Below are 25,617 nucleotides of genomic sequence, written 5' to 3'. Positions count from 1 at the left end.
GACGTATTCCTGGGCCGCCCCAGGGGCGACGCAGAGGGCGCCATAGAGGGCGGCGCGGGAAGGCATGCAGGGCGGACACGGCGGCTCTCAGGAGGCCGCGCGCCGCGCGATCTCGGCCTCGCCGGCGGCGCGCATCGCCTCCACCGGCACGTCCGCGCTGCCGGTCATCAGCTCGACCTGCCGCACCGCCTGGTGCAGCAGCATCGGGAAGCCGCCGATCACGGTGCGCCCCCGCGCGCCCACGGCCGCGGCCAGCGCCGTCGGCCAGGGCGCGTAGACGACGTCGAACAGCGCCGCCTTCTCAGGGAGGCGGGCCGCGACCCGCTCGGCCAGCGCGTCGGCCGCGCCGGACGGCAGCGTGGAGACGACCAGGTCGGCCGCGGGGTCGAAGTCGCCGAAGGAGCGCACGGTCACGGTCGCGCCGAGACGCCCGGCGACCTGCAGGGTCTCTTCCGCGCGGCCCGGGTCGCGCACGACCAGCGTGACCTCCGCGAGGCCCGTCTCCCGCAGGGCGGCGACGGCCGAGGCCGCGGTGGCGCCGCCGCCCAGGATCACCGCGGAGGCGGGCGCGGGCACGCCCGCCTCCGCGAGCGCCTGGACGATGCCGTACACGTCGGTGTTCTCGCCGTGCCGCGCGCCGTCGCGGAACACCACCGTGTTGGCCCCGCCGACCGCGAGCGCGAGATCCGAGACGCTGTCGAGCAGCGGGAGCACGGCGCGCTTGAGCGGCATCGTGAGCGACAGCCCCGCCCAGTCCGGGCCGAGCCCGCCGATCAGGCCGGCCAGCCCGTCCTCGGCGCACTCGATCGCGTCGTAGCGCCAGTCGTGCAGGCCCATCGCCGCGTACGCGGTCCGGTGCAGCACCGGGGACAGCGAGTGGGCGATCGGGGAGCCGAGGACGGCGGCCCGGCGGCCGGTCGCGGTCATTGGTTGTTCCTGTTGAACTCCTCGCGGAGCTTCCAGAACTCCGCTTCCTTGTCGGTGAACTTGGTGATGCCCCGCTTGGGGTCGACCGTCACGAAGTACAGCCAGTTGCCGTCCGCCGGGTGCAGCGCGGCCTCGATCGCGTGGTCGCCGGGGTTGCTGATCGGGCCGGGCGGCAGGCCGAAGTACTTGTAGGTGTTGTAGCGCGAGGTGCTCTCCAGGTCGGCGTGCGAGGCCGCGATGCCGTACTTGTTCAGTCCGTACATGACCGTGCTGTCCATGCCCAGCTTCATCTGGGGATTGGAGGCCAGCCGGTTGTAGATGACCCGGGCGACCTTCGGCATGTCCGCGGCACTGCCGGACTCGGCCTGCACGATGCTCGCGATGACGATGATCTGCCTGGCGCTGAAGCCGAGCTGCTTCGCCTGCCTCTCCAGGTCGACCCGGTCCGCGGTCTGGTTGAACCGGTCGACCATCTTGGTGAGGATCTGCTGCGGGGTGAGCTTGCTGTTGATCTCGTACGTGGCCGGGAACGCGAAGCCCTCGAGACGGCCCTTGGCGTACGAGGGCAGCCCGATGTCGGCGCGGGCGGCCTTCTTGAAGTCCTCGACCGGCTTGCCGGTGGCGGTCGACAGCTCCTCGTAGATCTTGCTGAGGCGCAGTCCCTCACGGATGGTCAGCCGGTTGAGCACCCGGTTCTTGGGGTCGAGCAGGGCCAGGGCGGACGCGGCGGACATGCCCTTGCGCATCTCGTACTGGCCCGGCTGGAGCGAGGAGCTCTTGCCCGCGGCGCCGATGGCGTTGATGAACGCCCGCGCGCTGGCCACGACGCCCTCGTCCTCCAGCATCTGGGCGACGTCGGTGGCGCTGGCGCCCTCCTCGATCTCGACGACGACCTCCCCGCGCCCCTCCCCGGTGAAGTCCTTGGGGATCATCACGCTGCGCGCCCAGGTGAATCCGAAGTAGCCGAGGCCGCCGAGGACCCCGACGATGATCACAATGGCGAACAGTGTCGCGACCCTGCCCTTGCGCCGCTGTTTCTTGCGGCGTCTGCGGCTGCGCCGCTGCTGGGTCCGGCTGCCAGGGGGCCGGCGCCGGGGAGAACCGTCGTCGTCCTCGGCGCCGAGCAGGAAGTCCATGTCCAGATCATTCATAGTGCGCTGGCCAATCTCTCGGTACGAGAGGCCTCCCGTCAAGCGAGTGTGCCAAACCGAGGGGGTTCGGGACAGGGGGTTCCGCGGGGGGCGTTCCCGATATATGGAGCCCCGCCCGGGGGCGGCGGGGCCGTGCGGACGCACCGGGCGCGCTCCGGAACCCCGCGGGACGGCGCCGCGCGGATGCCCCGGGAGGCGATCAGTTCGTCCCGAGATACCTGTTCAGCTCCTCCCGATATTTCCTGAACTCCGCCTCTTTGTCAGTGAATTTGGTGATTTTACGCCGGGGATCGGTGGTGACGAACCAGTACCACGCGCCCTCGGCGGGGTGGAGGGCGGCCGTGAGCGCGCTCTCCCCCGGGTTGCCGATGGGCCCGGGCGGCAGCCCGGAGCGCGCATAGGTGTTGTACGGCGAGTCGACCCGCGTGTCCTCGGTGCTGACCTTGAGGGTGTGGCGGTTCAGCGCGTAGTTGACCGTGCTGTCCATTTCCAGCTTCGCGCCGCGCGCGAGACGGTTGTACACCACTCTGGCGATCTTGGGGTAGTCGGCCGGGACACCGCCCTCGGCCTGCACGATGCTGGCGACCGTCACCGCCTGTCTGGGCGTGAGCCGCACCCGCGGCGCCAGTTCCTCCAGCTTCACCTTCGCGGCGGCGACGCGGAACCGGGCCACCATCTTCCTGAGCAGATCGACGGCGGTCATCCCCGGCACGATCTCGTACGTCGCGGGGAACAGGAAGCCCTCGGCCGCGCCCTCGGCGTACGCCGGCAGGCGCAGGCGCCGGGGCTCGGCGACGGCTTCGGTGAAGTCCTGCAGGGGGATGCCGGTCCGGTCGGCGAGGGTGTGCAGCACCTCGCTCGTGCGCAGCCCCTCGGGCACGGTGACGGTGCGCATGACCCTGCTCGCGGGCGAGAGCAGCAGGTCGAGGGCGCCGGCGGCGGCCATGCGCCGCCGCAGCGTGTAACGGCCCGGATGCAGCCCGCTCTCCTTGGAGCGTGTGATCACCTGCTCGACGAACGACTGGGCGCTGGCCACCACGCCGGCCTTCTCCAGCGTCTCGCCGATCTCGGCGGCGCTCGCGCCCGGCGTGATCTCGATCGTGACCGTCCCCGAGCCGCCGCCGGAGTAGTCGGGGGCCTTGACGGGCTGCCCGACCACCTGGTGCACGCCGTAGGCCACCGCCACCGCGACCAGGGCGAGCCCTCCGGCCACGGCGGCCGCGGTCCGCCTCACCGTGCGGTCCCGCCGCTCGCTTCCTCACCTGACCCGGCGCCGGGTCGCGGTGGTTCGAGAGGTCTGCCGGGGGGATTGCCGGTGGCCCGCTCACCGTCGAGCGCGGCCTGCAGCAGGACGACGGCCGCCGCCTGGTCGATCACGTCACGCTGGTTGCGCGCCTTGACGCCGCTGGAACGCAGGCCCTGCTGGGCGCTGACCGTGGTGAGCCGCTCGTCCACCAGCCGGATCGGGACCGGAGCCAGCCGCGCGGCCAGCCGCGCGGCGAACTCGCGCGCCGCCCCGGCGGCGTGGCTCTCCCTGCCCGACAGCGACGTGGGCAGCCCGACCACGATCTCGATCGCCTCGTGCTCGGCCGCGATCTCCGCGATCCTCGCCAGGTCGCCGCGGCCGCGCCGTACGGTCTCCACCGGCGTGGCCAGCAGACCCGACGGGTCGCTGCGGGCCACGCCGATGCGGACGGAGCCGACGTCGACCCCGATCCTGACGCCGTGCCTCATCGGCCGCTCACGCCACCGCGGAGGAGATGGCCTCCCCGACCGCGCGAAGCGCGTCATCGATCGCCTCGGGCCGCGTGCCGCCGCCCTGGGCCACGTCGTCCTTGCCGCCACCGCCACCCCCGAGTGCCTTGGCGGCGACGCCGACGAGCCGGCCCGCCTTCAGGCCCCGCTCGCGTCCCGCCTCGTTGACCGCGGCGACGACGACCGGCCGGTCGGAGGGGACGCCGGAGACGACGACGACCGCGGCGCGGTCGCCAGGGAACCTGCCGCGCACATCGAGGGCGAGTTTACGCAGGTCGTCGGCGGAGGTGCCATCAGGCGCGCGGTGCGTCACGACGGAGACGCCCTGCACGTCGCGGGCCTGCGCGGCGAGTTCGCCGGCCACCGCGAGCACCTGCGCCGAGCGGAGCTTGTCCAGCTCCTTCTCCGCGGCGCGCAGCCGGGTGACGATGCCCTCGATGCGCTCGGGCAGCTCCTCGCGGCGGGTCTTCAGCTGCTCGCTGAGCTGGGCGACCAGCACGCTCTCGCGGGCCAGGAAGCGGAACGCGTCGAGGCCGACGAGCGCCTCCACGCGGCGCACGCCCGCGCCGATGGACGACTCGCCCAGCACCTTCACCAGGCCGAGCTGGCCGGAGCTGGCGACGTGCGTGCCGCCGCACAGCTCGCGGGAGTAGTCGCCGACCTCGACCACCCGGACCTCGTCGCCGTACTTCTCGCCGAACAGCGCGAGCGCGCCCATCGCGCGGGCCTGCGCCTGGCTGGTGTAGAACGCGTTGACCTTGAGGTCGTTGATCAGGACGGCGTTCACCTCGTCCTCGACGTCGCGCAGCATCGACGGGGAGACGGCCCCGGCCGCGGTGAAGTCGAAGCGGAAGCGGCCCGGGGAGTTCTCCGAGCCCGCCTGCGCCGCCGACTCGCCGAGGGCGTTGCGGAAGCCGCGGTGGACCAGGTGGGTCGCGGTGTGGCTGCGGGAGATCGCGCGGCGCCGCTCCAGGTCGATGTCGGCCTGCGCCTGGTCGCCGACCCGCACCTCGCCGGTGCGCACCTTGCCGCGGTGCACGACCAGGCCGGGCACCGGCGACTGGACGTCCACGATCTCGATCTCCGCGCCGCCGGTGCGGATCACGCCCTGGTCGGAGAGCTGACCGCCGCCCTCCGCGTAGAACGGGGTGCGGTCGAGCACGACCTCCAGCGTGGTCCCCGCGCCCGCCGCTGGGACGGACGCGCCGTCGACGAGCAGGCCGATGACGTTGGCCTCGGCGGTGGTGTGGTCGTAGCCGAGGAAGTCGACCTTCCCGGCCTTCTCCAGGATGCCGGTGAACACCGAGATGTCGGCGTTGCCGGTCTTCTTCGCCGCGGCGTCGGCCTTGGCGCGGTCCCGCTGCTCCTTCATGAGCCGGCGGAAGCCCTCCTCGTCCACCTGGAGGCCCTGCTCGGCCGCCATCTCCAGGGTGAGGTCGATCGGGAAGCCGTAGGTGTCGTGGAGCTGGAACGCCTGGTCGCCGCTGAGCGTCGAGACGCCCTTGCGCTTGGTCTCCTCCACGGCGACGTCGAAGATCGCCGTACCGGTGCGGAGCGTGCCGAGGAACGACGCCTCCTCGGCGTCGATGACCGTGTGGATGTTGGCGGCGTCGGCCTTGAGCTCGGGGTACTGCTGGCCCATCACGTCGATGGTGACGGCGGTGAGCGCGTGCAGGTGCCGCTCCTCGCCCGCGCCGAGCAGACGGAGGTTGCGGATCGCGCGGCGCAGCATGCGGCGCAGCACGTAGCCGCGGCCCTCGTTGGAGGGCAGCACGCCGTCGCCGACGAGCATGACGCCCGCCCGCATGTGGTCGGCGATCACCCGCAGCGACACGTCGGCGCGCTTGTCGCGCCCGTAGCGCGACCGGGTGAGGTCGGCCGCCGTGTCGAGAATCTTGTACGTGGTGTCGATCTCGTAGATGTTGTCGACGCCCTGCAGGATGGCCGCCATGCGCTCCAGGCCCATGCCGGTGTCGATGTTCTTGGCCGGCAGCTCGCCCGCCACATCGAAGTCGATCTTGCTGCGGACCTTGCTGAGCTGGAACTGCATGAAGACGAGGTTCCACACCTCGAGGTAGCGGTTCTCGTCGGCGATCGGCCCGCCCTCGCGGCCGTACTCGGGGCCGCGGTCGTAGTAGATCTCCGAGCACGGCCCGCCGGGCCCGGGGACCCCCATGTGCCAGTAGTTGTCGGCGAGGTCGCGGCGCTGGATGCGGTCGAGCGGCAGGCCCACCTTGCGGTGCCAGATGTCCTGGGCCTCGTCGTCGTCCAGGTAGACGGTCGCCCACAGGCGGTCCTCAGGGAAGCCGAAGCCGCCGTCGGACTCGGGCCGGGTGAGCAGCTCCCAGGCGAACGGGATCGCCTGCTCCTTGAAGTAGTCCCCGAAGGAGAAGTTGCCCAGCATCTGGAAGAAGCTGGCGTGCCGGGTGGTCTTGCCCACCTCGTCGATGTCGAGGGTGCGCATGACCTTCTGCGCGCTGGTCGCCCGCCGGTACGGCGGCGTCTGCTGCGCAAGGAAGAAGGGCTTGAACGGGACCATCCCCGCGTTCACGAGGAGCAGTGTCGGGTCCTCGGCGACCAGGCTGGCCGAGGGCACGACTGTGTGCCCGCGCTCCTCGAAGAAGCGCAGGAAGCGGCGCGCGATCTCTGCCGACTCCATTTCAGCGGCCGTCCTTTACGTCGTAGATTCTGTTTCTGCCTGTGGTGGTTCCATCAACCGTGTCGAGCCCGAACTCGGCACGCAACTGGGTTTCCCTGCTCGCCGACAGCCGGCGCACCTCGCCGGCGAAGTCCTTGAGCTGGTCCGCGAGGGTGACCGCGCGGCCGGCGGTGCGCCTGGCCACGTGGTCGGGCCGCAACGACTGAAGCTTACGCATGGTCCAGACCGCGAGGAACGCGCCCAGGGACATGTAGAAGAGCCGCCGGATCATCCGCGTCCCCTCCCGATCGCCCGGCGCTCCACGGCGCGCTCGGCCGCGTGCCGCTCGCTGATCCTGTCCCCGGTCCGAGGGCCGGTGCGCGGGCCGCCCCGGGCGACCCGCCGGGCCGGAACCCTGCCGGCGGCGCGCCTGGCCAGCGCCAGGCGGAGGCCGTCCCTGAAGGCGGAGATCTTGAGCACCGGACCGGCGAACAGCGTGGACGCCACCCCGGTGATCTTGACCATGTTGCCGCTGACGTCACGCATGTTGTCCGTGATCTCCTCGGCCGCCACCAGCCGCCGGTTGGCCTCGGAGACCGTCTGGCTCATGTCGTCGAGAAGCGGGGCGATGCGGTCGCTCAGCTCGGCCACCGACTTGCGGGTCTCGGTCAGCAGTCTGGCCAGCCTGACCAGCACGACGACCATGAAGCAGACCAGGATCACCCAGAAAATGGCGACCACGAGGCCCGCCAGCTCTCCCGCGGTAAGCATGTGCCGATCTCCCTAGATCAACGGAGCTGGAATGGCAAGACCTTATCGCGAACGACCTGCCCGCCGTTCCGCACCACACACTCAGGCTGCTCCGCACCACACACTCAGGCTGCTCCGCATCACACACCCGGGCCGCTCCGCATCGCGCACCCGGACCGCGGACCGGCGGCGCTCAGCCGCCGCGCAGGAAGCTGCGGATCTTCGCCCAGCGCTCGGCGAACCGCGCCTCCGCGCCGTGCGTGGTCGGCTCGTAGTAGCGGCGCTCCCGCAGCTCCTCGGGCGCGTAGTCCTGGCGGACGAGGCCGTGCTCGAAGTCGTGCGGATACTGGTAGCCCTTACCGTGGCCGAGCTTCCTGGCGCCCGGGTAGTGGGCGTCGCGCAGGTGGTCGGGGATGCGCCCCACCATGCCGCGCCGCACGTCGTCGGAGGCCGCGCCGATCGCCTTCACGACCGCGTTCGACTTGGGCGCAAGCGCGCAGTGGATGACCGCCTGGGCGAGGTTGATCCTGCCCTCGGGCAGGCCGATGAACTCCACGGCCTGGGCGGCGGCCACCGCGACCTGCAGGCACGTGGGATCGGCCATCCCCACGTCCTCGCTGGCGAAGATCACGATCCGGCGGGCGATGAACCTCGGGTCCTCCCCCGCCTCGACCATCCGCGCGAGGTAGTGCAGCGCCGCGTCGGCGTCCGAGCCGCGCATGCTCTTGATGAACGCGCTGACCACGTCGTAGTGCTGGTCGCCCTGGCGGTCGTAGCGGACGGCCGCCTTGTCGACGGCCTTCTCCACGACCTCCACCGTGACCTCCGCCGTGACCTCGTCGGCCAGCATCGCGGCGGCCTCCAGGTAGGTCAGCGAGCGCCGCGCGTCACCGCCGGCCAGCCGGACGAGCTGGTCGAGGGCGTCGGGGTGCAGCGTGACGCGCCCGCCGAGGCCGCGCGGGTCGGTCACCGCGCGCTCCAGGACGGCGCGGACGTCGTCTTCGGCCAGCGGCTCGAGGGTGAGCAGCAGCGAGCGGGACAGCAGCGGGGAGATGACGGAGAAGAACGGGTTCTCCGTCGTCGCGCCGATGAACGTGACCCAGCGGTTCTCCACCGCGGGCAGCAGCGCGTCCTGCTGCGCCTTGTTGAACCGGTGGACCTCGTCCACGAACAGCACGGTCTGCCTGCCGGTCATGCCGAGCTCGCGGCGGGCCTGGTCGATGGCGGCGCGCACGTCCTTGACCCCGGCGGAGACGGCTGAGATCTCCACGAACCTCCGCTTGGTCGCGCCCGCCACGACGTACGCCAGCGTGGTCTTGCCGGTGCCCGGGGGTCCCCACAGGAACAGCGACATCGGGGCGTCGCTCTCCACCAGCCGGCGCAGCGGCGTGCCGGATCCCAGCAGGTGCCGCTGGCCGATCACCTCCTCCAGCGAGCGCGGCCGCATCCGCACGGCCAGCGGCTCCTGGCCCCGGTGCGCCTCCTCGGCGGCCGAATCGAACAGGCTCTCCACGTCGCCGACACTACCGTCAGCCGCCCCACACGGCCGTCGCGCCCGTGTGCCCGGTCCGTACGGCGTAGTAGCCGACGGCCACGGCGAGGATCACGGCGGCGGCCGACACGACCAGGGCGACGGCCCGCGAGCCGCCGCCCTCGGGGGCGCGCCGGGCCCGGGTGAGCCACACCATCACCAGGGACACGACGGTCAGCCCCGCGGTCACCGGCACAAGGATCTCGGCGAGCCCGCTGTGGACCTCGATCGCGTCAGAGGGGTGGCCCTGGAACATGCGGTGCTCCAGCGCCTCCCCGCTCTCCTTGGCCGCGAACACCGCGCCGAGGGCCACCACGGCGGTCGCCACGAGGGCCCAGTCGAGCTTGTGCCGAAGGCGGGGCAGCGCGGCGTACGCGATCGCCAGCACCGCGAGCAGCGGCGCGAAGATCACCGCCGCGTGGACGATGAGAGCATGGGCCGGGAGTCCGAAGACCTGGTCGAACATCGTGCATCGCTCCTGAGACGGCGGCCGGGGCGCGGATTGCGAGCCGTCCCCCGGTGTACGGATTCGCTCGGCAGGAGGTTCCCAGGCGGATCTGAGAGCAAGATGAGCGCAAACCATCGTGATACCCATGGGACGCCTGCTTTACACGAAGCCGACGGGATCACGGATAGAGTGGCGCCTCAGTCGTAATAAAAGGGGAAAGGGAAGGCATAGCGGTGACCGACACTGATCGGCAGAAGCAACCGGCTTCGCGCGTGAGCACGGCCGGGCGCGCGACCACCCCCCGTCGCCGCCTGCGTGGCACCCTCGGCGCCGGCCTGGGGCTCCTCGCGCTGGCGGGCAGCCTGGTGGCCTGCAGTGACGGCTCGGCCGAAAACACAGCCAAGGCCACCCCCTCGGCCTCCGATTCCACGGGTCCCACGGTGACGCACACCGAGCTGACGGAGCCCACACCGTCGGCCAAGCCCACCAGCCTGCGTCAGGTCACGTGCGAGTACCGCAAGGACGACACGGGCGCCCCGTCGAAGTTCGTGGGCTTCCCGCCCAGCAAGCTGAGCAGGGGGGTCATCGCGGCCAAGAAGATGGTCATCACCACGAACCAGGGCCGGATCGTCATCGACCTGGCCACCAAGGACGTGCCCTGCGCGGTGAACTCCTTCGCCTTCCTGGCCAAGAAGAACTTCTTCGACAACACCGTCTGCCACCGCCTCGCGACGGTGGAGACCGTCGGCCTCGGCATGCTGCAGTGCGGCGACCCCCTGGCCAAGGGCGACGCCAAGAGCAAGACCGACGGCGCTGGCGGCCCGGGATACCTGTTCAACGACGAGAACCTCGGCGGACTGCCGCTCAGCCGCGGCACGGTCGGGCTGGCCCAGGCCACGGAGGACGCCAACTCCAACGGCAGCCAGTTCTTCATCTCCTTCACCGACGAGAACACGCAGCTGACCGCCATGGGCGCGGCCTTCACGATGATCGGTGTCGTGACCAAGGGCATGGACGTCATCGACAAGATCGCCAAGGGCGGGATCATCCCCTTCAACGGCGACCCCACGGCCGACGTGCGGGGCGAGGGGTCCAACGCCCCCAAGAAGAAGGTCATCATCAAGGACGTGGCCGTCATCTGACCGGCCCCGGACGCGAGACGGCCCCCGCGATCGATGTCGCGGGGGCCGTCTCACGTTCTGCTACGCCGACTCGGGCTTGTCGGCCTTCGGCCTGGCGTCCACGCCGGCCTCCTTGCGCTGCTCCGGGCTGATCGGGGTGGGCGCCCCGCTCAGCGGGTCGTAGCCGGACGCCGTCTTCGGGAACGCGATCACGTCCCGGATCGACTCGCCGCCCGCCAGCAGCATGCAGACGCGGTCCCAGCCGTAGGCGATGCCCCCGTGCGGCGGCGGGCCGTACTTGAACGCCTCAAGCAGCCAGCCGAACTTGCTCTCGGCCTCCTCCTTGGAGATGCCGAGCACGTCGAACACGCGCTGCTGCATCTCGGCGCGGTGGATACGGATCGAGCCGCCGCCGATCTCCATGCCGTTGCAGACCATGTCGTACGCGTACGCCAGGGCCTCGCCCGGGTTGTCCTGGAAGGTGTCGGCCCACTCCGGCTTGGGCGAGGTGAACGGGTGGTGGACCGGGGTCCAGCCGCCCTCGCCGTCCTCTTCGAACATCGGGGCGTCGACGATCCACAGGAACGACCACTGCGACTCGTCGATCAGGTCGCAGCGGCGGCCGATCTCCAGACGGGCCGCGCCGAGCAGGTCGCGGGAGGCCGCGCGCGCGCCGGCCGCGAAGAAGATCGCGTCGCCGGGCTTGGCGCCGGTCGCCTCGGCGAGGCCGCCCAGCTCGGTCTCCGAGAGGTTCTTGGCCACCGGGCCGCCCAGCGTGCCGTCCTCCTGCACCAGCACGTACGCCAGGCCGCGCGCGCCGCGCGACTTGGCCCATTCCTGCCAGGCGTCGAGCTCCTTGCGGGTCTGCGAGGCGCCGCCCGGCATCACGACCGCGCCCACGTACGGCGCCTGGAACACGCGGAAGGAGGTGCCGGAGAAGTAGTCCGTGAGGTCGGTCAGCTCGACGCCGAAGCGCAGGTCCGGCTTGTCCGAGCCATACCGCGCCATCGCCTCGGCGTACGTCATCCGGGGCAGCGGCGTCGGCAGCTCGTAGCCGAGCGTCTCCTTCCAGATCCGCCCGATGAGCGCCTCGCCCAGCTCGATCACGTCGTCCTGGTCCACGAACGACATCTCGATGTCGATCTGGGTGAACTCGGGCTGCCGGTCGGCCCGCAGGTCCTCGTCGCGGAAGCAACGGGCGAGCTGGTAGTAGCGCTCCAGGCCGGAGACCATGAGGAGCTGCTTGAACAGCTGCGGCGACTGCGGCAGGGCGTACCAGTTGCCCGGCTGGAGCCGCACGGGCACCAGGAAGTCGCGGGCGCCCTCGGGCGTCGAGCGGGTCAGGTTCGGGGTCTCGACGTAGACGAACCCGCGCTCGCGCATGACCTCGTTGGCGAGGTAGGTCGCCTGCGAGCGGATCCGCAGCGCGTCGGCGATCTTCTGGCGGCGGATGTCGAGGTAGCGGTACTTCAGCCGCGCCTCCTCCGACACGCCCGCGCTGCCCTCGATCGGGAACGGCAGCGGCGCCGACTCGCTCAGCACCTCCACCTCGGAGGCGACGACCTCGATCTCGCCCGTGGGCAGATCGGGGTTCTCGTTGCCTGCCGGGCGCCGGCGTACCTCGCCTGTGACCTTCACGCAGTACTCCGCGCGCAGGTCGTGAGCGTGGTCCTCCTCGCGGAAGACCACCTGGGCGGAGCCGGAGGCGTCGCGCAGGTCGATGAAGACCACGCCGCCGTGGTCGCGCCGGCGCGCCACCCATCCGGCCAGCGTCACCTTCTGGCCCGCGTGCTCCTTGCGGAGCGCGCCTGCCTCGTGGGTGCGGATCACGAGAGTTTCCCCTTCAAGAACTCGACGACCTCCGCGAGCGGAACCGCGGTCTGGTCGGCTGTGGTCAGGTCCTTCACTTGCACGGCTCCCGCCTCGATATCTCGGTCGCCGAGGATGAGCGCGTACCGCGCGCCGCTGCGGTCGGCGGCCTTCATCGCGCCCTTGACGCCACGGCCGCCGAAGGCCATGTCGACCGCGAGACCGGCCCTGCGCAGCTCGCTCACGAGCGGGAACACGCGCCGCCTGGCCTCCTCGCCGAGCGGCACGGCGAACACCTCGACGCCGCGGGGGCGCTCGGCCAGCAGGCCCTCGGCCTCCATCGCCAGCACCGTGCGGTCCACCCCGAGGGCCCAGCCCACGCTCGGCAGCGCCGGGCCGCCGATCTGCTCGCTCAGCCCGTCGTAACGCCCACCCCCGCCGACCGCCGACTGGGCGCCCAGGCCGTCGTGCAGGAACTCGAAGGTCGTACGCGTGTAGTAGTCCAGGCCGCGCACGAGCCGGGGGTCGTCCTCGTAGGCCACGCCGGCGGCCGTCAGCAGGCCCCTGACCTCCTCGTGGTAGGCCTTGCAGGCCCCGCACAGGTGATCGGTGACCAGCGGCGCGTTCTCCAGCTGCGCGCGCACCTCGGGGCGCTTGTCGTCGAGCACCCGCAGCGGGTTGATCTCGATCCGGTTGCGGGTGGGCTCGTCGAGGTCCAGGCCGCGCAGGAAGTCCTGCAGCGCGGCGCGGTAGGCCGGGCGGCACTCCTTGCAGCCCAGCGAGTTCAGCAGCAGCCGGACGCCGCGCAGGCCCAGCGAGGCGTAGCCGTCCATCGCCAGCACGATCAGCTCGGCGTCGAGCGCCGGGTCCTCGGCCCCCAGGGCCTCCGCCCCCACCTGGGAGAAGTGGCGGTAACGCCCCGCCTGGGCCCGCTCGTAGCGGAAGTAGCTGCCTGAGTACCAGAGCTTGATCGGCAGCGGCCCGCCGTACAGACCGTGCTCGAGCACGGCCCGCATCACGCTCGCGGTGCCCTCGGGGCGCAGCGTCAGCGACTGGCCGCCCCGGCTCGTGAACGTGTACATCTCCTTGGTCACGATGTCGGTCGACTCGCCGACGCCGCGCGAGAACAGCGCCGTGTCCTCGAAGGCCGGCGTCTCGATGTAGCCGTAGCCGGCGCGGCGGGCCGGCGCGGCCAGGGCGTCCCGTACGGCGAGAGCCCACTCCGAACGCGGAGGCATCCAGTCGAAGGTGCCCTTGGGCGCCTGAAAGGTCATCACAATCCCCTGGTCGGGCCTGCGTGCGGCGCGACGTCCCTGAGGAAGGGGTTGGTCGCGCGCTCGCGGCCGATGGTCGTCTGAGGTCCGTGGCCGGGCAGGACCGTGGTCTCGTCCGGCAGCGTCAGCGTCTTGGCGAGGCTGCGCAGAATGGCGGCGTAGTCGCCGCCGGGCAGGTCGGTACGGCCGATGGAGCCGGCGAACAGCAGGTCGCCCGCGAACAGGATCTGGGTGTCCTCGACGGGCGTCCGGAACGTCACCGACCCCCTGGTATGGCCCGGCCTGTGCTCGACCGTGAGCTCGAGCCCGGCCAGCGACAGCACGGCCTCGTCGGCCAGCTCCCGCACGTCGTCCGGCTCGGAAAGTTTCAACCCGCCGAACACCTGGCCCGCCTGCGGCGGGAACCCCTTCGCCGGGTCCGACAGCAGGTCGCGGTCCTCCGGGTGGATCCACGCGGGCACGTCGCGGGCGCCGCACACCGGGGCCACCGACCACACGTGATCGATGTGACCGTGGGTGAGCAGCACCGCGACCGGCTTCAGCCGGTGCTCGCGCAGCAGCGCGTCGAGATCCTCCACGGCGTCCTGACCTGGGTCGATGACCACGCACTCCTCGCCTGCTGCGGGAGCGACGACATAACAGTTGGTCTGGAACGACCCTGCGGGAAACCCGGCGACGAGCACGGAAGCGGCCTCTGCGTCTCTACGGATCAATCAAGGATTGCGCGAGCGAATGTAACCGAAGGGTACCGGTGCGGGTCGGCAGGCTGCGAACCAATACCCGTCAGCCGATACGATTCGCCCACCTCAATAGTCATTCTTGGAGCAGTCGAGCCGGATGCTATAGAACGGGCCGCCGTCCCCGGAGTACCTCCCGGGTGTGGCGGGCACGCGCCGGCGAGATCGCGTCCGGGCGTACGACCATGGGAAACAGGACGAGTCGGGAGGTCGAAGTGGTCACCGGCAAGGACCGGCAGAAGCAGCTGGCCCGGGAACACTACGAACGGCAGCTGCGCGCACGCGCGGAACGCGAGCAGAAGTCGCGGCGCGCCGCGATCATAGGCACCACCGCGGCCGTGGTGGTGGTGATCGGCGGCGTGGTGGCGGCGACGACCCTCCTCGGCCGCGAGGACGGCAACGCCACGGCGTCCGCGTCGGCGTCGGCGAGCAGCAAGCCCCTGGCGAACGACCCCAAGCCCTACGACCCGGCCAAGGGCACCTGCGGCTACGTCGCCGACGAGGGCAGCGGTCAGGTCAAGAACGTCGGCCTGCCGCCGGAGAAGGTGAGCACCGCCCCGGCGACCATGACCATCAAGACCAACCTCGGCGACATCGTCGCGAGGCTGGACAGCGAGAAGGCGCCCTGCACGGTCAACTCGTTCAAGTTCCTGGCTTCCAAGGACTACTTCGACGACACGAAGTGCCACCGGATGGGCACGGACTTCCCGATCCTGCAGTGCGGCGACCCGCTGGCCAAGGCCGACGGCAAGAACCCGACCGACGGCCAGGGCGGTCCCGGCTACCGCTTCGCCAACGAGAACCTCGCGGGCGCGAAGTACACGCGGGGCGTGCTCGCGATGGCGAACAGCGGCCCGAACACCAACGGAAGCCAGTTCTTCATCGTGTTCGGGGACACCGGGCTGAGCCCGGACTACACGCCTTTCGGTACGGTGACCAAAGGACTCGAAATCGTGGACAAGGTCGCCAAGAAGGGCGTCATCCCCAGTGCCGGCGGGGACGGCACTGGTGCCCCGAAGCAGCCCGTGGTCATCAAAGACGTGACAATCACCAGCAAGAGCTGACGTAATACAACCAAGGGCACATCGAGCCCTGGAGGCTGATTCAAGTGCGGGAGGACACGGTGAGCACCGACCCGTGGGGCCGGGTAGACGAGGACGGCACCGTCTACGTGCGTACGGCTGAGGGAGAACGGGCCGTCGGGTCCTGGCAGGCCGGTGAGCCGGAGGAGGCGCTGGCCTACTACCGCCGGAAGTTCGACGAGCTGGCGGGCCAGGTGCAGCTCCTGGAGCAGCGGGTGCGCGGCACCGACCTCGCGCCGGCCCAGGCCGAGGCGAGCATCGCCAAGCTGCGGGAGACGGTGACCGACGCCCACGCGGTCGGCGACCTCGGCTCGCTGCAGGACCGGCTGACGGCGCTGACCGAGCTGGTCGGCAAGCGGCGCGAGGAGCTGCGGGCCGCGCGCGACCAGGCCCGGGCGCACGCGCGCGAGGTGAAGGAGCGCATCGTCGCCGAGGCCGAGCGCATCGCCGAGGAGACGACGCACTGGAAGTCCGGCGGCGAGCGGCTGCGGCAGCTCGTCGACGAGTGGAAGGCCGCCGAGCGGGTCGACCGGGCCACCGAGGCGACGCTGTGGAAGAGGCTGTCCACGGCGCGCACGGCCTTCGCCAAGCGGCGCAAGGCGTACTTCTCCTCGCTCGACCAGCAGCGCGACGCGGTGCGCGGCGCCAAGGAGCGCATCGTGAGCGAGGCGGAGGCGCTGGCGGACTCGACGGACTGGAACGCCACCGCGGCGGCCTACCGGGAGCTGATGCGCCAGTGGAAGGCCGCGGGACGCGCCTCCCGCGAGGTCGAGGACGAGCTGTGGGCGCGCTTCAAGGGCGCCCAGGACCAGTTCTTCCAGGCCCGCTCCGCGGTGTTCGCGGAGCGGGACGCCTCCTTCGCGGCCAACGCGGAGGTGAAGGAGGCCCTGCTGGCCGAGGCCGAGAAGCTGCTGCCGGTCACCGACGCGCGTTCGGCGCGATCGGCGCTTCGGGGCATCCTGGAGCGCTGGGAGGCCGCGGGACCGGTGCCGCGCGACCAGCGCGACCGCCTGGAGGGCGGGCTGCGCAAGGTCGACGACGCGGTCCGCAGGGCCGAGGAGAGCGAGTGGAAGCGCTCCAACCCCGAGGCCAGGGCCCGTGCCCAGGACACGGTCAACCAGCTCCGCAGGTCCATCGACCAGCTGGAGACGCGGCTGACCAAGGCCCAGGCGGCCGGCCGGGACAAGGACGTCAAGGAGGCCGAGGAGGCGCTGTCCGCCCGCCGCTCCTGGCTCCAGGAGGCCGAGCGCACGCTCGCCGAGTTCTCCTGACCCGCTTCGCGCGCGACCCGGCGTGACCTCGTGTCACGCCGGGTTTCGCATGTCCGCCGCCCGGTGCGGACGCCCCGCCGCAGGGCGGGGGGCCCTCAGCTGGTCACGCGGTAGACGTCGTAGACACCCGCGACGTTGCGCACCGCCTTGAGCACGTGGCCGAGGTGCTTGGGGTCGCCCATCTCGAAGGTGAACTTGCTGATCGCCACCCGGTCGCGGCTGGTCGTCACCGAGGCCGACAGGATGTTCACGTGCTGGTCGGACAGGGTCCGCGTGACGTCCGACAGCAGGCGGGGCCGGTCGAGCGCCTCCACCTGGATGGCGACGAGGAAGACCGAGTCGTCCCCGGGCGACCAGGAGACCTGCACCAGCCGGTCGGGGTGTGCGCTGAGCTGCTCCACGTTGGGGCAGTTGGTGCGGTGCACGGAGACGCCGTGCCCCCGCGTGACGAACCCGACGATCTCGTCTCCCGGCACCGGGGTGCAGCAGCGCGACAGGCGGACCCACACGTCCGGGTCGCCCGCGACCATCACACCGGCGTTCGAGTTGGCCCTCAGACGGCCCTTGAGCCGCGTGGGGACCTGGGCCTCGGCGATGTCCTCCTCGGCACCCTCGACGCCGCCCAGGGCCTGTACGAGCTTGTCCACGACCGACTGCGCGGTGAGGTGCCCCTCGCCGACGGCCGCGTACAGGGCCGAGACGTCGGCGTAACGCAGGTCCCTGGCCAGGGCCAGCAGCGCCTCGCCGGACATGAGCCGCTGCAGCGGCAGGCCCTGCTTGCGCATGGCCCGCCCGATGGCCTCCTTGCCCGCCTCGATGGCGGTCTCGCGGCGCTCCTTGGTGAACCATTGGCGGATCTTGTTGCGGGCCCGGCCGCTCTTGACGAACTTCAGCCAGTCTCTCGACGGTCCCGCGTCCGGCGACTTCGACGTGAAGATCTCGACGGTGTCGCCGTTGCCGAGGCGGGACTCCAGCGGGACCAGCCTGCCGTTCACCCGCGCGCCGATACATCGGTGGCCGACCTCGGTGTGCACGGCGTATGCGAAGTCGACCGGGGTGGCGCCCTCGGGCAGGGCGATCACCTGGCCGCGCGGGGTGAAGACGAACACCTCCGAGACCGACAGGTCGAAGCGCAGCGACTCCAGGAACTCCCCGGGGTCGGAGGTCTCCTTCTGCCAGTCGAGGAGCTGGCGCAGCCAGGCCATGTCGTTGACCTGCTTGACCTTGCCGGGGCCGGCGCCGGTCATCTCCTCCTTGTACTTCCAGTGCGCGGCCACGCCGTACTCGGCGCGGTTGTGCATGGCCCGCGTGCGGATCTGGAGCTCGATGGCCTTGCCCTCGGGTCCCATGACCGTCGTGTGCAGCGACTGGTACATGTTGAACTTGGGCATGGCGATGTAGTCCTTGAACCGCCCCGGCACCGGCTTCCACTGGGCGTGGATCGTTCCGAGCGCGGCGTAGCAGTCGCGGACCGTGTCGACCAGGACGCGGATCCCCACCAGGTCGTAGATGTCGTCGAAGGCCACGCCCTTGGCGATCATCTTCTGGTAGATCGAGTAGTAGTGCTTGGGCCGGCCGCGCACGGTCGCCTTGATCTTCGCCTCGCGCAGGTCGGCGGAGACCTTCTCGATGACCTCGTGCAGGAACAGGTCGCGGCGCGGCGCACGCTCCGACACCATCCGGGCGATCTCGTCGTACCGCTTCGGGTAGAGCATGGCGAACGCGAGGTCCTCCAGCTCCCACTTGATGGTGTTCATGCCGAGCCGGTGGGCCAGCGGCGCGAAGATCTCCAGCGTCTCCCGGGACTTCTGCTGGCGCTTGTGCTCGGGCATGTAGCGCATGGTCCGCATGTTGTGCAGCCGGTCGGCCAGCTTGATCACCAGCACGCGGATGTCGCGCGACATCGCGACGACCATCTTGCGCACGGTCTCGGCCTGCGCCGCGTCGCCGAACTTCACCTTGTCGAGCTTGGTCACGCCGTCGACGAGCAACGCGATGTTGTCGCCGAAGTCGGCTCGTAACTCGTCGAGGCTGTAGGCCGTGTCCTCCACGGTGTCGTGCAGCAGGGCGGCGCACAGCGTCTCGTCGTCCGTGCCCAGCTCCGCCAGGATCGTCGCCACCGCGAGCGGGTGGGTGATGTACGGGTCGCCGCTCTTGCGCTTCTGATCGCGGTGGTGATACGCGGCGACGTCGTACGCGCGCTCGATCAGCCGCAGGTCCGCCTTGGGATGGGTGGCACGGACCGTCTTGAAGAGCGGCTCCAACACCGGATTCATAGCACCCCACTGCCCCCCGAAACGGGCGAGCCTCCGTCGCGTGGCCGGCGACGCCGGCTTGTCCTCCGGGACCGCCGCGGGGTCGCGCGCCGCGTCAGGGGGCACGTCTGCGACGGGCTCGGGGGCGTCGCGGGAGGTCACTCCGCGATCGACCCGCGCGCTGTCGGGCACGACCACATCACGGGGCACACAGACTCCTCACGTCGAGTCCAGATTCCACAGTGTATCCGTGCTGCCACAGCACTCTCGGCCGCGTGCCCCCTGACCGGCCCGCGCGGCTCAGACGGCGAGCAGGGTGCGGACGTCCAGGCCCGGCAGCCGATCGCGGCCGGAGAGGAAGGACAGCTCCATCAGGAAGGACGCGGCCACGACCTCCGCGCCCGTCCTTCTGACCAGCTCCACGGCCGCCCTGGCCGTGCCGCCCGTGGCGAGGACGTCGTCCACGATCAGAACCCGGTCGCCGGGGTCGAAGGCGTCGGCGTGCACCTCGATCGTCGCGGAGCCGTACTCCAGATCATAGGACGCCTCGTACGTGTCGGAGGGCAATTTGCCCTTTTTGCGCACTGGTACGAACCCCGCACCGCTGCGGTAGGCCACCGGCGCGGCGAGGATGAAGCCCCGCGCCTCGATGCCGACCACCTTGTCGAACGCCAGGCCGTCCCCGAGCTCGTCCACGACCTGCGTGAAGGCCGCGTGGTCCGCCAGCAGCGGCGTGATGTCCTTGAAGAGGATGCCCGGCTTGGGGTAGTCCGGGACATCCCTGATGAGAGCCGTCCAGTCAGTCACGACGCCCAAGCCTAGTGCCGCGACCGGCGGGATCCGCCCGGACGGAGCGGTGCATCGCACGGCGGAAAGGCGCGGACGGGGCGACCGGGACACGAAGGCGCCCCCGGAACCGGGCGGGTTCCGGGGGCGCCTGCGACGCGAGCCTGAATCAGCGCTTCTTGCGCTTCTCCGAGGCGGTGACGTTCTGCGAGCCGGCGGAGACGGGCTCCTTGGCCGTGCGGGCGGCCTTGGCGGCGGAGGCCTCCTTGGCCTGCACCCGCTGGGCCAGCGCCTGCCACTTGGGCTCCCGCTCCTTCAGCGTGACCAGGATCGGCGTCGCCACGCACAACGACGAGTAGGTGCCGACGATCATGCCGACGAACAGGGCCAGCGACAGGTCCTTCAGCGTGCCGGCGCCGAGCAGCGTGGTGCCGATGAACAGGATCGCCGCCACCGGCAGGATCGCCACCAGCGAGGTGTTCAGCGACCGGATCAGCGTGTGGCTGAGCGCGTTGTTGGCGGCCTGCGTGTAGGTCATCTTCGCGCTCGTGCCGAGCTTGCCCGTGACCTCCTTGATCATGTCGAAGACGACGACCGCGTCGTACAACGAGTAACCGAGGATCGTGAGGAAGCCGAGCATGGTCGCCGGGGTGACCTCGAAGCCCGACCAGGCGTAGACGCCCGCAGTGATCACGAGGTCGTGGACGAGGGCGACGATCGCCGCGAGGGCCATCCGCCACTCGAAGGCCACCGACAGGTAGAGCATGATCGCGATCATGAAGACCGCGAGGCCGATCCAGGCCTTCTGCGAGACCTCGCCACCCCAGGTCGCACCGATGACCTGCGAGCTGACCTGGTCCTCCGTGATGCCGTACTTCTGGGCGACCGTCTGCTGGACCTTGGTCACCTCGTCGCCCTTGAGGCTCTCGGTGGTGACCCGCCAGTTCGGCCCGGCCTGCTGCACGATGACCTGGTGAGGTCCGGCGTCCGCGACGGTCTCGCGGACCTGTTCGATGCTGGAGCCGGGCGTGCGCGTGAAGTCGAAGACCGAGCCGCCGCGGAACTCCACGCCCAGGTTCAGCCCGTTCAGCGCCAGGCCCAGGATGGAGACGGCCAGCAGGAACACCGACAGGCCGTACCAGATCTTGCGCTTGCCGACGAAGTCGATGTTGATGTCGCCGCGGTAGAGGCGGCTGATCACTCCCGGCATCACGCCTCCTGCAGGGTCTGCTCGGCGGGGCTGGTGCGGCCCATGCGCTCCGCGTCGAGTCCGGACAGCTTGTGGCCCTTCGAGAAGAACCGCAACCGCGCCACGAGGGACATCAGCGGCTTGGTGAACAGGAACACCACCACGATGTCGATGAGCGTCGTCAGGCCCATCGCGAACGCGAAGCCGGCCACGTCGCCGACCGCCAGGTAGAAGAGCACCACCGCGGCGATGAACATGACGGCGTCGGCGACCAGGATGGTCCGCCGGGCCCGCCGCCAGGCCACCTCCACCGCCGAGCGCAGCGTGCGGTGGCCCTCCTTGATCTCGTCGCGGATCCGTTCGAAGTAGACGATGAACGAGTCCGCGGTGATGCCGATCGAGACCACCAGACCGATGATGTGCGGCAGCGAGAGCCGGAAGCCGGCGTTGTGGCTCAGCACGTCCACCGTCAGGTAGGTGAACACGGTGGCCACGCACAGGCTCGCCATGCCGATGAGCCCCAGGCCGCGGTAGTAGAGCAGCAGGTAGATCACGACGACGATCAGGCCGAGCGCGCCGGCGATGAGACCGCCTCTCAGCTGGTCCTGGCCGAGGGTCGAGGAGACCGACACGACCGAGCTCTGCTGGAACTTCAGCGGCAGCGCGCCGTACTTGAGCTGGTCGGCCAGCTCGGTGGCGGTCTTCTGGGTGAAGCTGCCGGAGATGCGGGCGCTGCCGCCGGGGATGGCCTCCTCGATCGTCGGAGCGACGATGACGACGCCGTCCAGCACGTTGGCGAGCTGGTTGCGCGGGGCCGGCAGGCTGGTGATGCGCCGGGTGATGTCGGCGAACAGCGTGGCGCCCTTGGACTTGAAGTCGACCTGGACGATCCACTCACCGGTGGTGGGGTCGGTGCCCGCCTGCGCGCCGCTGATCTCGGTGCCCTGCACCGCGGCCTTGTCCAGGATGTAGCGGGCCGAGCCGTCGTCGCTGCAGGCGACGATCTGCTTGTTCGGGTCGTCGATGGCGCCCTGGCCGCGGTTCTTCGCGGTGCAGTCGATCTTGCGGAACTCGGCGAGCAGCGCCGGGTCGATGCCGCTGGTGTCCTGACCGGCCAGTGGGTCGCCCGTGTCCTGCGGAGCGGCCGTCGGCGTGGGGCTGGGAGCGGCCGAGGGCGACGCCTTGGCCCGGTTGGCGCGTGCGGCTCCCGCGCCGGCCCTGTGGTGGTTCGTGGCCCTCGCCGAGGTGCTCGGGTCCGGCGACGGCGCGGTCAGCGCCTTCGACAGGGCACGGCCCGCCGGGGTCGCGTTGCCGTTCGGGGCCGCGCTCTGCCCGGCCGGCGTGGACGCCTTCGACGTGGCCGCGGGCGTCGCCGCCGCCGACCCGCTGGGCGTGGGAGCCGCGGTGGGCACCTGCGCCGGCTGGTTCGTGGCGGCGGCCACCGCGAGGACCTGCCGCATACGCAGTTCGGCGGTGGTCGACACCAGCCGCAGCGCCTCGTCACGGCCCGCGCCCGGGATCTGGATCACGATGTTGTCGTTCGACTTCGCGACCTGGGCGTCGGAGATGCCGGTGCCGTTGACGCGCTGCCGGATGATCGTCACGGCTCGGTCGAGGCTCTCCTGGGACGGCGCCTTCCCGTTCGCCGTGACCGGCGAGAGCGTCACGGTCGTGCCGCCCGCGAGGTCGAGGCCGAACTTGGGGACGAACGCCTTCTGGAGGGCGACCGTCGCGCCCATGACGAGGATGAGCGCAAGGAGCAACAGGAGTGTGCGTCCAGGCTTGCTCTGGCTACTGGTCGGTGGGGCCACTGGAGGTCAGTTCTTTCGTCGAAAGGTTGTGATCAGCCTACTCAGGACTGCTTGGTGCTCGTATCGTCACCGTTCCCCGTGTCGGGAGCGTCCGTCACGGTCTCCTCGGCCTCCCCGTCCGTCACCTCGTCCACGGGAGTGAGCACCCGGCCGATCGCCGCCTTGGTCCAGCGGGTCTCGACGCCGGGGGCCACCTCCAGCACGACGTCGTCGTCCTGCAGGGCGACGACCGTCGCGAACAGTCCTGTCGTGGTCATGACCCGGACGCCCGGGGTGAGGGAGTTCTGCATCTGGATCTGCTCCTGCTGCCGCTTGCGCTGCGGACGGATCAGGAGGAAGTAGAAAACCACTACCAGCAAGATCAGTGGCAGGAACGTCCCAAGCGGGTTGTTACCCACGGGGGCCACCCTTCCGTAACGTGATGAACCGGCCTGACGCCGGAGGTCTTGTGCGCTTCACACGCGGGCCACCGCGACTTCTCGCGTGTGCGGCCAGTCAAGCCACGCAGTGTATGCGAGCACGCTGAAGCCCGGCAACGAACCCACGGCTCGGCGGGCAGGAAAGTTCCCGTTTCATGGGCTTCGCAATCGGTCTGTTACCTCTTTGCCCCGGTTTCCACTTCCAGCCGCCGCGCCGGCGTTCAGGCGTCGTCGAAGAGCGTGGGCACCGCCACCGACCCGACCGCGTCAGGAGGCGGAGTCAGGCCGAGATGCGCCCAGGCGGCGGCGGTGGCGACGCGGCCCCTCGGGGTGCGGGCCAGCAGCCCCTGCCGCACCAGGAAGGGCTCGGCCACGACCTCGACGGTCTCCGGCTCCTCCCCCACGGCCACCGCGAGCGTCGACAGGCCCACCGGGCCGCCGCCGAACTTGCGCAGCAGCGCGTCGAGCACGGCCCGGTCGAGCCGGTCCAGCCCCTCGGCGTCGACCTCGTAGAGGTTGAGCGCCGCCGCCGCGACCTCCCGGGTGATCACGCCCTCCGCCCGGACCTCGGCGAAGTCGCGCACCCGCCGGAGCAGGCGGTTGGCGATGCGGGGCGTGCCGCGCGAGCGCCGGGCGATCTCGTGGGCGCCCTCGTCCGGCAGCTCCACCGACAGCAGCCGCGCCGAGCGCCGCAGCACCTGCTCCAGCTCGGCCACCTCGTAGAAGTCCATGTGGGCGGTGAAGCCGAACCTGTCGCGCAGCGGCGCGGGCAGCAACCCGGCCCTGGTGGTGGCTCCGACCAGCGTGAACGGGGCGATGTCGAGGGGGATCGAGGTGGCGCCGGGGCCCTTGCCGACGACGATGTCCACCCGGAAGTCCTCCATGGCGAGGTAGAGCATCTCCTCCGCCGGGCGGGCCATGCGGTGGATCTCGTCGATGAACAGGACCTCGCCCTCGGTCAGCGTGGACAGGATCGCGGCGAGGTCGCCCGCGCGCTCCAGCGCCGGGCCCGAGGTCATCCGAAGCGGCGCGCCGAGCTCGGAGGCGATGATCATGGCGAGCGTCGTCTTGCCGAGCCCGGGGCCGCCGCTCATCAGGACGTGGTCGGGCGGGCGGTTGCGGCGCAGGGCGCTCTCCAGCACCAGCGACAGCTGCTCGCGCACCCGGCCCTGCCCGATGAACTCGTCCAGGCGCCGGGGGCGCAGCGCGGCCTCGATCGCCCGCTCGTCGCCCTCCGGCTCCGGCGACACGAGATCCCGCTCGAAGCTCACTCGACACCATCCGCTCGGCCTGCCGGGACCCGTCCGCTTCCCGGTGAAACTTTCATGATCCGTCAGCCCGCCGCGCGCCCCGCACGGCGCGCGAGGCCCGGCCCGTCACGAGGTCACCGTACGCTCAGCGCCCGCAGGGCGGACTTGAGCAGCGCGGCCACCTGCGGGGCGCGGCCGGCCGCGACCTCCGCCTCGGCCTCCGCGGTGACCGCCGCGACCGCCTCGTCGGCGTCCCTGGACGAGTAGCCGAGCCCGACCAGTCCCGCGTGGACCTGATCGCGCCACACGGGCGGCGCCGCCGCGCCGTTGATCGCGGCGTCGACGGCCGCCGCCGGGGTGCCGAGCTTGTCCTTGAGTTCGAGCACGATGCGCTGCGCGCCCTTCTGGCCGATGCCGGGCACCATCGTCAGGGCCTTGATGTCGGCGCTCGCCACCGCGACCCGCAGCGCGTTGGGCGCGTGGACCGCGAGCATGGCCAGGGCCAGGCGCGGCCCGACCCCGCTGGCCGTCTGGAGCAGTTCGAAGACCGTGCGCTCGTCGTCGGAGGCGAACCCGTACAGAGTGAGCGATTCCTCGCGGACGACGAGCGAGGTGGACAGCCGGGCGGGTTCGCCGACGCGCAGCCCGGCCAGGGTGCCAGGGGTGCAGTGGACGAGCATCCCGACGCCGCCCACCTCGACCACGGCGCTGTCGGCGCCGATCGCCGCCACCTGCCCCGCAACGGATGCGATCACCGCGTGCTCCCTCCCCGGTCCGGACGCCCGGCCGCGACTTCGCCGGGCCTCCCAGTCCTACCAGAGCCTGCGGGGCCCCCACCCCCGGAACGGGCCCGGGCCAGGGCGTCGGCCAGGCGGTGCTGCACGCCGCCGCGCCAGACGTGGCAGATGGCCAGGGCGAGCGCGTCGGCCGCGTCCGCGGGCTTGGGCATGGCGTCGAGCCGCAGCAGCCGGGTGACCATCGTGCCGACCTGCTTCTTGTCGGCGTTGCCGTTGCCGGTGATGGCGGCCTTGACCTCGCTCGGCGTGTGCAGCGCGACCGGCAGCCCCCGCCGGGCCGCGCAGACGATCGCGACGGCCGACGCCTGTGCCGTCCCCATGACCGTACGGACGTTGTGCTGGGCGAAGACCCGCTCGACGGCGACCGCGTCGGGCCTGATCTCGTCGAGCCAGCGCTCGATCTCCGCCTCGATGACGACCAGCCGGGACCCGATGTCGTCGTCGGTCGGGGTGCGGACCACCCCGACCGACAACAGGCTCAGCGGCGCGCCCGCACGGCCCTCCACGGCGCCGAGACCGCACCGCGTCAGCCCCGGGTCCACGCCCATCACCCGCAGTTGGGGCAACCGCACCGGCACGCCTCCCTGATCCCGGCGGCGCGGCCGCCGCTACGCCG

23 protein-coding genes are annotated in these 25,617 nt (G+C 71.1%); 3 read left to right on the top strand and 20 right to left on the bottom strand.

Annotation, left to right across the window (positions count from 1 at the left end; genetic code table 11):
- Window positions 1–87: 87 nt before the first annotated feature.
- The 9 genes from ABZ860_RS13880 to ABZ860_RS13840 all read right to left on the bottom strand — a co-directional run bounded on the left by ABZ860_RS13880 (window position 88) and on the right by ABZ860_RS13840 (window position 9,218).
- Window positions 88–927, bottom strand: a complete 840-nt coding sequence (locus ABZ860_RS13880; RefSeq protein ID WP_357219614.1) for a shikimate dehydrogenase — start codon at window positions 925–927, stop codon at window positions 88–90.
- Window positions 924–2,078: an endolytic transglycosylase MltG gene (gene mltG / locus ABZ860_RS13875; protein ID WP_357219611.1), complete on the bottom strand. Its 1,155-nt coding sequence runs from the start codon at window positions 2,076–2,078 to the stop codon at window positions 924–926. The genes ABZ860_RS13880 and mltG (ABZ860_RS13875) overlap by 4 nt, the downstream gene beginning before the upstream one ends.
- Before the next feature lie 199 nt (window positions 2,079–2,277).
- A complete protein-coding gene (gene mltG / locus ABZ860_RS13870) occupies window positions 2,278–3,312 on the bottom strand; it encodes an endolytic transglycosylase MltG (protein ID WP_357219609.1) in 1,035 nt (344 codons plus the stop codon).
- The gene (ruvX, locus tag ABZ860_RS13865) at window positions 3,309–3,812 is read right to left on the bottom strand and encodes a Holliday junction resolvase RuvX (RefSeq protein ID WP_357219608.1); all 504 of its coding nucleotides are present in this window, start codon (window positions 3,810–3,812) and stop codon (window positions 3,309–3,311) included. The genes mltG (ABZ860_RS13870) and ruvX overlap by 4 nt, the downstream gene beginning before the upstream one ends.
- A 7-nt stretch (window positions 3,813–3,819) precedes the next feature.
- Window positions 3,820–6,492, bottom strand: a complete 2,673-nt coding sequence (alaS, locus tag ABZ860_RS13860; protein WP_357219606.1) for an alanine--tRNA ligase — start codon at window positions 6,490–6,492, stop codon at window positions 3,820–3,822.
- A gap of 1 nt (window position 6,493) precedes the next feature.
- Window positions 6,494–6,763: a hypothetical protein gene (locus ABZ860_RS13855; RefSeq protein ID WP_357219604.1), complete on the bottom strand. Its 270-nt coding sequence runs from the start codon at window positions 6,761–6,763 to the stop codon at window positions 6,494–6,496.
- Window positions 6,760–7,242: a DUF948 domain-containing protein gene (locus ABZ860_RS13850; protein ID WP_357219602.1), complete on the bottom strand. Its 483-nt coding sequence runs from the start codon at window positions 7,240–7,242 to the stop codon at window positions 6,760–6,762. The genes ABZ860_RS13855 and ABZ860_RS13850 overlap by 4 nt, the downstream gene beginning before the upstream one ends.
- Before the next feature lie 172 nt (window positions 7,243–7,414).
- Entirely contained in the window at window positions 7,415–8,734 is a 1,320-nt protein-coding gene (locus tag ABZ860_RS13845) for a replication-associated recombination protein A (RefSeq protein WP_357219599.1), read from the bottom strand.
- 16 nt (window positions 8,735–8,750) lie between these two features.
- Complete coding sequence (locus ABZ860_RS13840; protein WP_357219597.1) at window positions 8,751–9,218, bottom strand: hypothetical protein; 468 nt, start codon at window positions 9,216–9,218, stop codon at window positions 8,751–8,753.
- Window positions 9,219–9,433: 215 nt separating this feature from the next.
- Here ABZ860_RS13840 and ABZ860_RS13835 point away from each other — a divergent pair, with 215 nt between their 5' ends.
- Window positions 9,434–10,342 carry a peptidylprolyl isomerase gene (locus ABZ860_RS13835; RefSeq protein ID WP_357219594.1) on the top strand — a complete coding sequence of 303 codons (909 nt, stop codon included), beginning with the start codon at window positions 9,434–9,436 and terminating at the stop codon, window positions 10,340–10,342.
- 60 nt (window positions 10,343–10,402) lie between these two features.
- Here ABZ860_RS13835 and aspS read toward each other — a convergent pair whose 3' ends face one another.
- Genes aspS through ABZ860_RS13820 form a run of 3 tightly spaced genes read right to left on the bottom strand, consistent with a single transcriptional unit; the run spans window position 10,403 to window position 14,087 of the window.
- Window positions 10,403–12,151: an aspartate--tRNA ligase gene (gene aspS / locus ABZ860_RS13830; protein WP_357219592.1), complete on the bottom strand. Its 1,749-nt coding sequence runs from the start codon at window positions 12,149–12,151 to the stop codon at window positions 10,403–10,405.
- Entirely contained in the window at window positions 12,148–13,404 is a 1,257-nt protein-coding gene (gene hisS, locus ABZ860_RS13825; RefSeq protein ID WP_139575019.1) for a histidine--tRNA ligase, read from the bottom strand. The genes aspS and hisS overlap by 4 nt, the downstream gene beginning before the upstream one ends.
- The gene (locus ABZ860_RS13820) at window positions 13,404–14,087 is read right to left on the bottom strand and encodes an MBL fold metallo-hydrolase (protein WP_357219683.1); all 684 of its coding nucleotides are present in this window, start codon (window positions 14,085–14,087) and stop codon (window positions 13,404–13,406) included. Before ABZ860_RS13820 ends, hisS begins: the two co-directional genes overlap by 1 nt.
- Before the next feature lie 269 nt (window positions 14,088–14,356).
- Here ABZ860_RS13820 and ABZ860_RS13815 point away from each other — a divergent pair, with 269 nt between their 5' ends.
- Both ABZ860_RS13815 and ABZ860_RS13810 read left to right on the top strand, forming a co-directional pair.
- Window positions 14,357–15,205: a peptidylprolyl isomerase gene (locus ABZ860_RS13815; protein ID WP_357219589.1), complete on the top strand. Its 849-nt coding sequence runs from the start codon at window positions 14,357–14,359 to the stop codon at window positions 15,203–15,205.
- Window positions 15,206–15,264: 59 nt separating this feature from the next.
- Window positions 15,265–16,494 carry a DUF349 domain-containing protein gene (locus ABZ860_RS13810; RefSeq protein ID WP_357219586.1) on the top strand — a complete coding sequence of 410 codons (1,230 nt, stop codon included), beginning with the start codon at window positions 15,265–15,267 and terminating at the stop codon, window positions 16,492–16,494.
- 95 nt (window positions 16,495–16,589) lie between these two features.
- On the opposite strand, the gene ABZ860_RS13805 is transcribed toward ABZ860_RS13810, so the two are convergent.
- The 8 genes from ABZ860_RS13805 to ruvC form a co-directional block, all read right to left on the bottom strand.
- Entirely contained in the window at window positions 16,590–18,770 is a 2,181-nt protein-coding gene (locus ABZ860_RS13805; RefSeq protein ID WP_357219583.1) for a bifunctional (p)ppGpp synthetase/guanosine-3',5'-bis(diphosphate) 3'-pyrophosphohydrolase, read from the bottom strand.
- A 279-nt stretch (window positions 18,771–19,049) separates the two neighbouring features.
- Window positions 19,050–19,556 carry an adenine phosphoribosyltransferase gene (locus ABZ860_RS13800; RefSeq protein WP_357219581.1) on the bottom strand — a complete coding sequence of 169 codons (507 nt, stop codon included), beginning with the start codon at window positions 19,554–19,556 and terminating at the stop codon, window positions 19,050–19,052.
- A gap of 148 nt (window positions 19,557–19,704) precedes the next feature.
- The gene (gene secF / locus ABZ860_RS13795) at window positions 19,705–20,745 is read right to left on the bottom strand and encodes a protein translocase subunit SecF (protein ID WP_357219578.1); all 1,041 of its coding nucleotides are present in this window, start codon (window positions 20,743–20,745) and stop codon (window positions 19,705–19,707) included.
- Window positions 20,745–22,487 (bottom strand): protein translocase subunit SecD, encoded by a 1,743-nt coding sequence (secD, locus tag ABZ860_RS13790; RefSeq protein ID WP_357219575.1) that lies wholly within the window; start codon window positions 22,485–22,487, stop codon window positions 20,745–20,747. The genes secF and secD overlap by 1 nt, the downstream gene beginning before the upstream one ends.
- 89 nt (window positions 22,488–22,576) lie before the next feature.
- Complete coding sequence (gene yajC / locus ABZ860_RS13785) at window positions 22,577–22,933, bottom strand: preprotein translocase subunit YajC (protein ID WP_357219573.1); 357 nt, start codon at window positions 22,931–22,933, stop codon at window positions 22,577–22,579.
- Window positions 22,934–23,175: 242 nt separating this feature from the next.
- Window positions 23,176–24,225: a Holliday junction branch migration DNA helicase RuvB gene (gene ruvB, locus ABZ860_RS13780; RefSeq protein ID WP_357219570.1), complete on the bottom strand. Its 1,050-nt coding sequence runs from the start codon at window positions 24,223–24,225 to the stop codon at window positions 23,176–23,178.
- A 113-nt stretch (window positions 24,226–24,338) separates the two neighbouring features.
- Window positions 24,339–24,959, bottom strand: coding sequence for a Holliday junction branch migration protein RuvA (gene ruvA / locus ABZ860_RS13775; protein ID WP_357219568.1), 621 nt, complete (start codon window positions 24,957–24,959; stop codon window positions 24,339–24,341).
- Window positions 24,956–25,558 carry a crossover junction endodeoxyribonuclease RuvC gene (gene ruvC, locus ABZ860_RS13770; RefSeq protein WP_357219680.1) on the bottom strand — a complete coding sequence of 201 codons (603 nt, stop codon included), beginning with the start codon at window positions 25,556–25,558 and terminating at the stop codon, window positions 24,956–24,958. The genes ruvA and ruvC overlap by 4 nt, the downstream gene beginning before the upstream one ends.
- Window positions 25,559–25,617 lie beyond the last annotated feature (59 nt).

This window comes from Microbispora sp. NPDC046973 (genome assembly GCF_040644495.1).
In the GTDB taxonomy this organism is placed as follows: Bacteria; Actinomycetota; Actinomycetes; order Streptosporangiales; family Streptosporangiaceae; genus Microbispora.
The sequence above is the reverse complement of the archived record's forward strand: the minus strand, read 5'-3'. Positions and strand labels throughout refer to the sequence as shown.

Excerpts from the sequence above, each read along its gene's own strand:
- hisS (WP_139575019.1), bottom strand. The coding sequence starts at position 13,404 with ATGACCTTTCAGGCGCCCAAGGGCACCTTCGACTGGATGCCTCCGCGT.
- secF (WP_357219578.1), bottom strand. The coding sequence starts at position 20,745 with ATGCCGGGAGTGATCAGCCGCCTCTACCGCGGCGACATCAACATCGAC.
- ABZ860_RS13855 (WP_357219604.1), bottom strand. The coding sequence starts at position 6,763 with ATGATCCGGCGGCTCTTCTACATGTCCCTGGGCGCGTTCCTCGCGGTC.
- mltG (WP_357219611.1), bottom strand. The coding sequence starts at position 2,078 with ATGAATGATCTGGACATGGACTTCCTGCTCGGCGCCGAGGACGACGAC.
- ABZ860_RS13805 (WP_357219583.1), bottom strand. The coding sequence starts at position 18,770 with ATGAATCCGGTGTTGGAGCCGCTCTTCAAGACGGTCCGTGCCACCCAT.
- ABZ860_RS13880 (WP_357219614.1), bottom strand. The coding sequence starts at position 927 with ATGACCGCGACCGGCCGCCGGGCCGCCGTCCTCGGCTCCCCGATCGCC.
- alaS (WP_357219606.1), bottom strand. The coding sequence starts at position 6,492 with ATGGAGTCGGCAGAGATCGCGCGCCGCTTCCTGCGCTTCTTCGAGGAG.
- ABZ860_RS13840 (WP_357219597.1), bottom strand. The coding sequence starts at position 9,218 with ATGTTCGACCAGGTCTTCGGACTCCCGGCCCATGCTCTCATCGTCCAC.
- ruvX (WP_357219608.1), bottom strand. The coding sequence starts at position 3,812 with ATGAGGCACGGCGTCAGGATCGGGGTCGACGTCGGCTCCGTCCGCATC.
- ABZ860_RS13850 (WP_357219602.1), bottom strand. The coding sequence starts at position 7,242 with ATGCTTACCGCGGGAGAGCTGGCGGGCCTCGTGGTCGCCATTTTCTGG.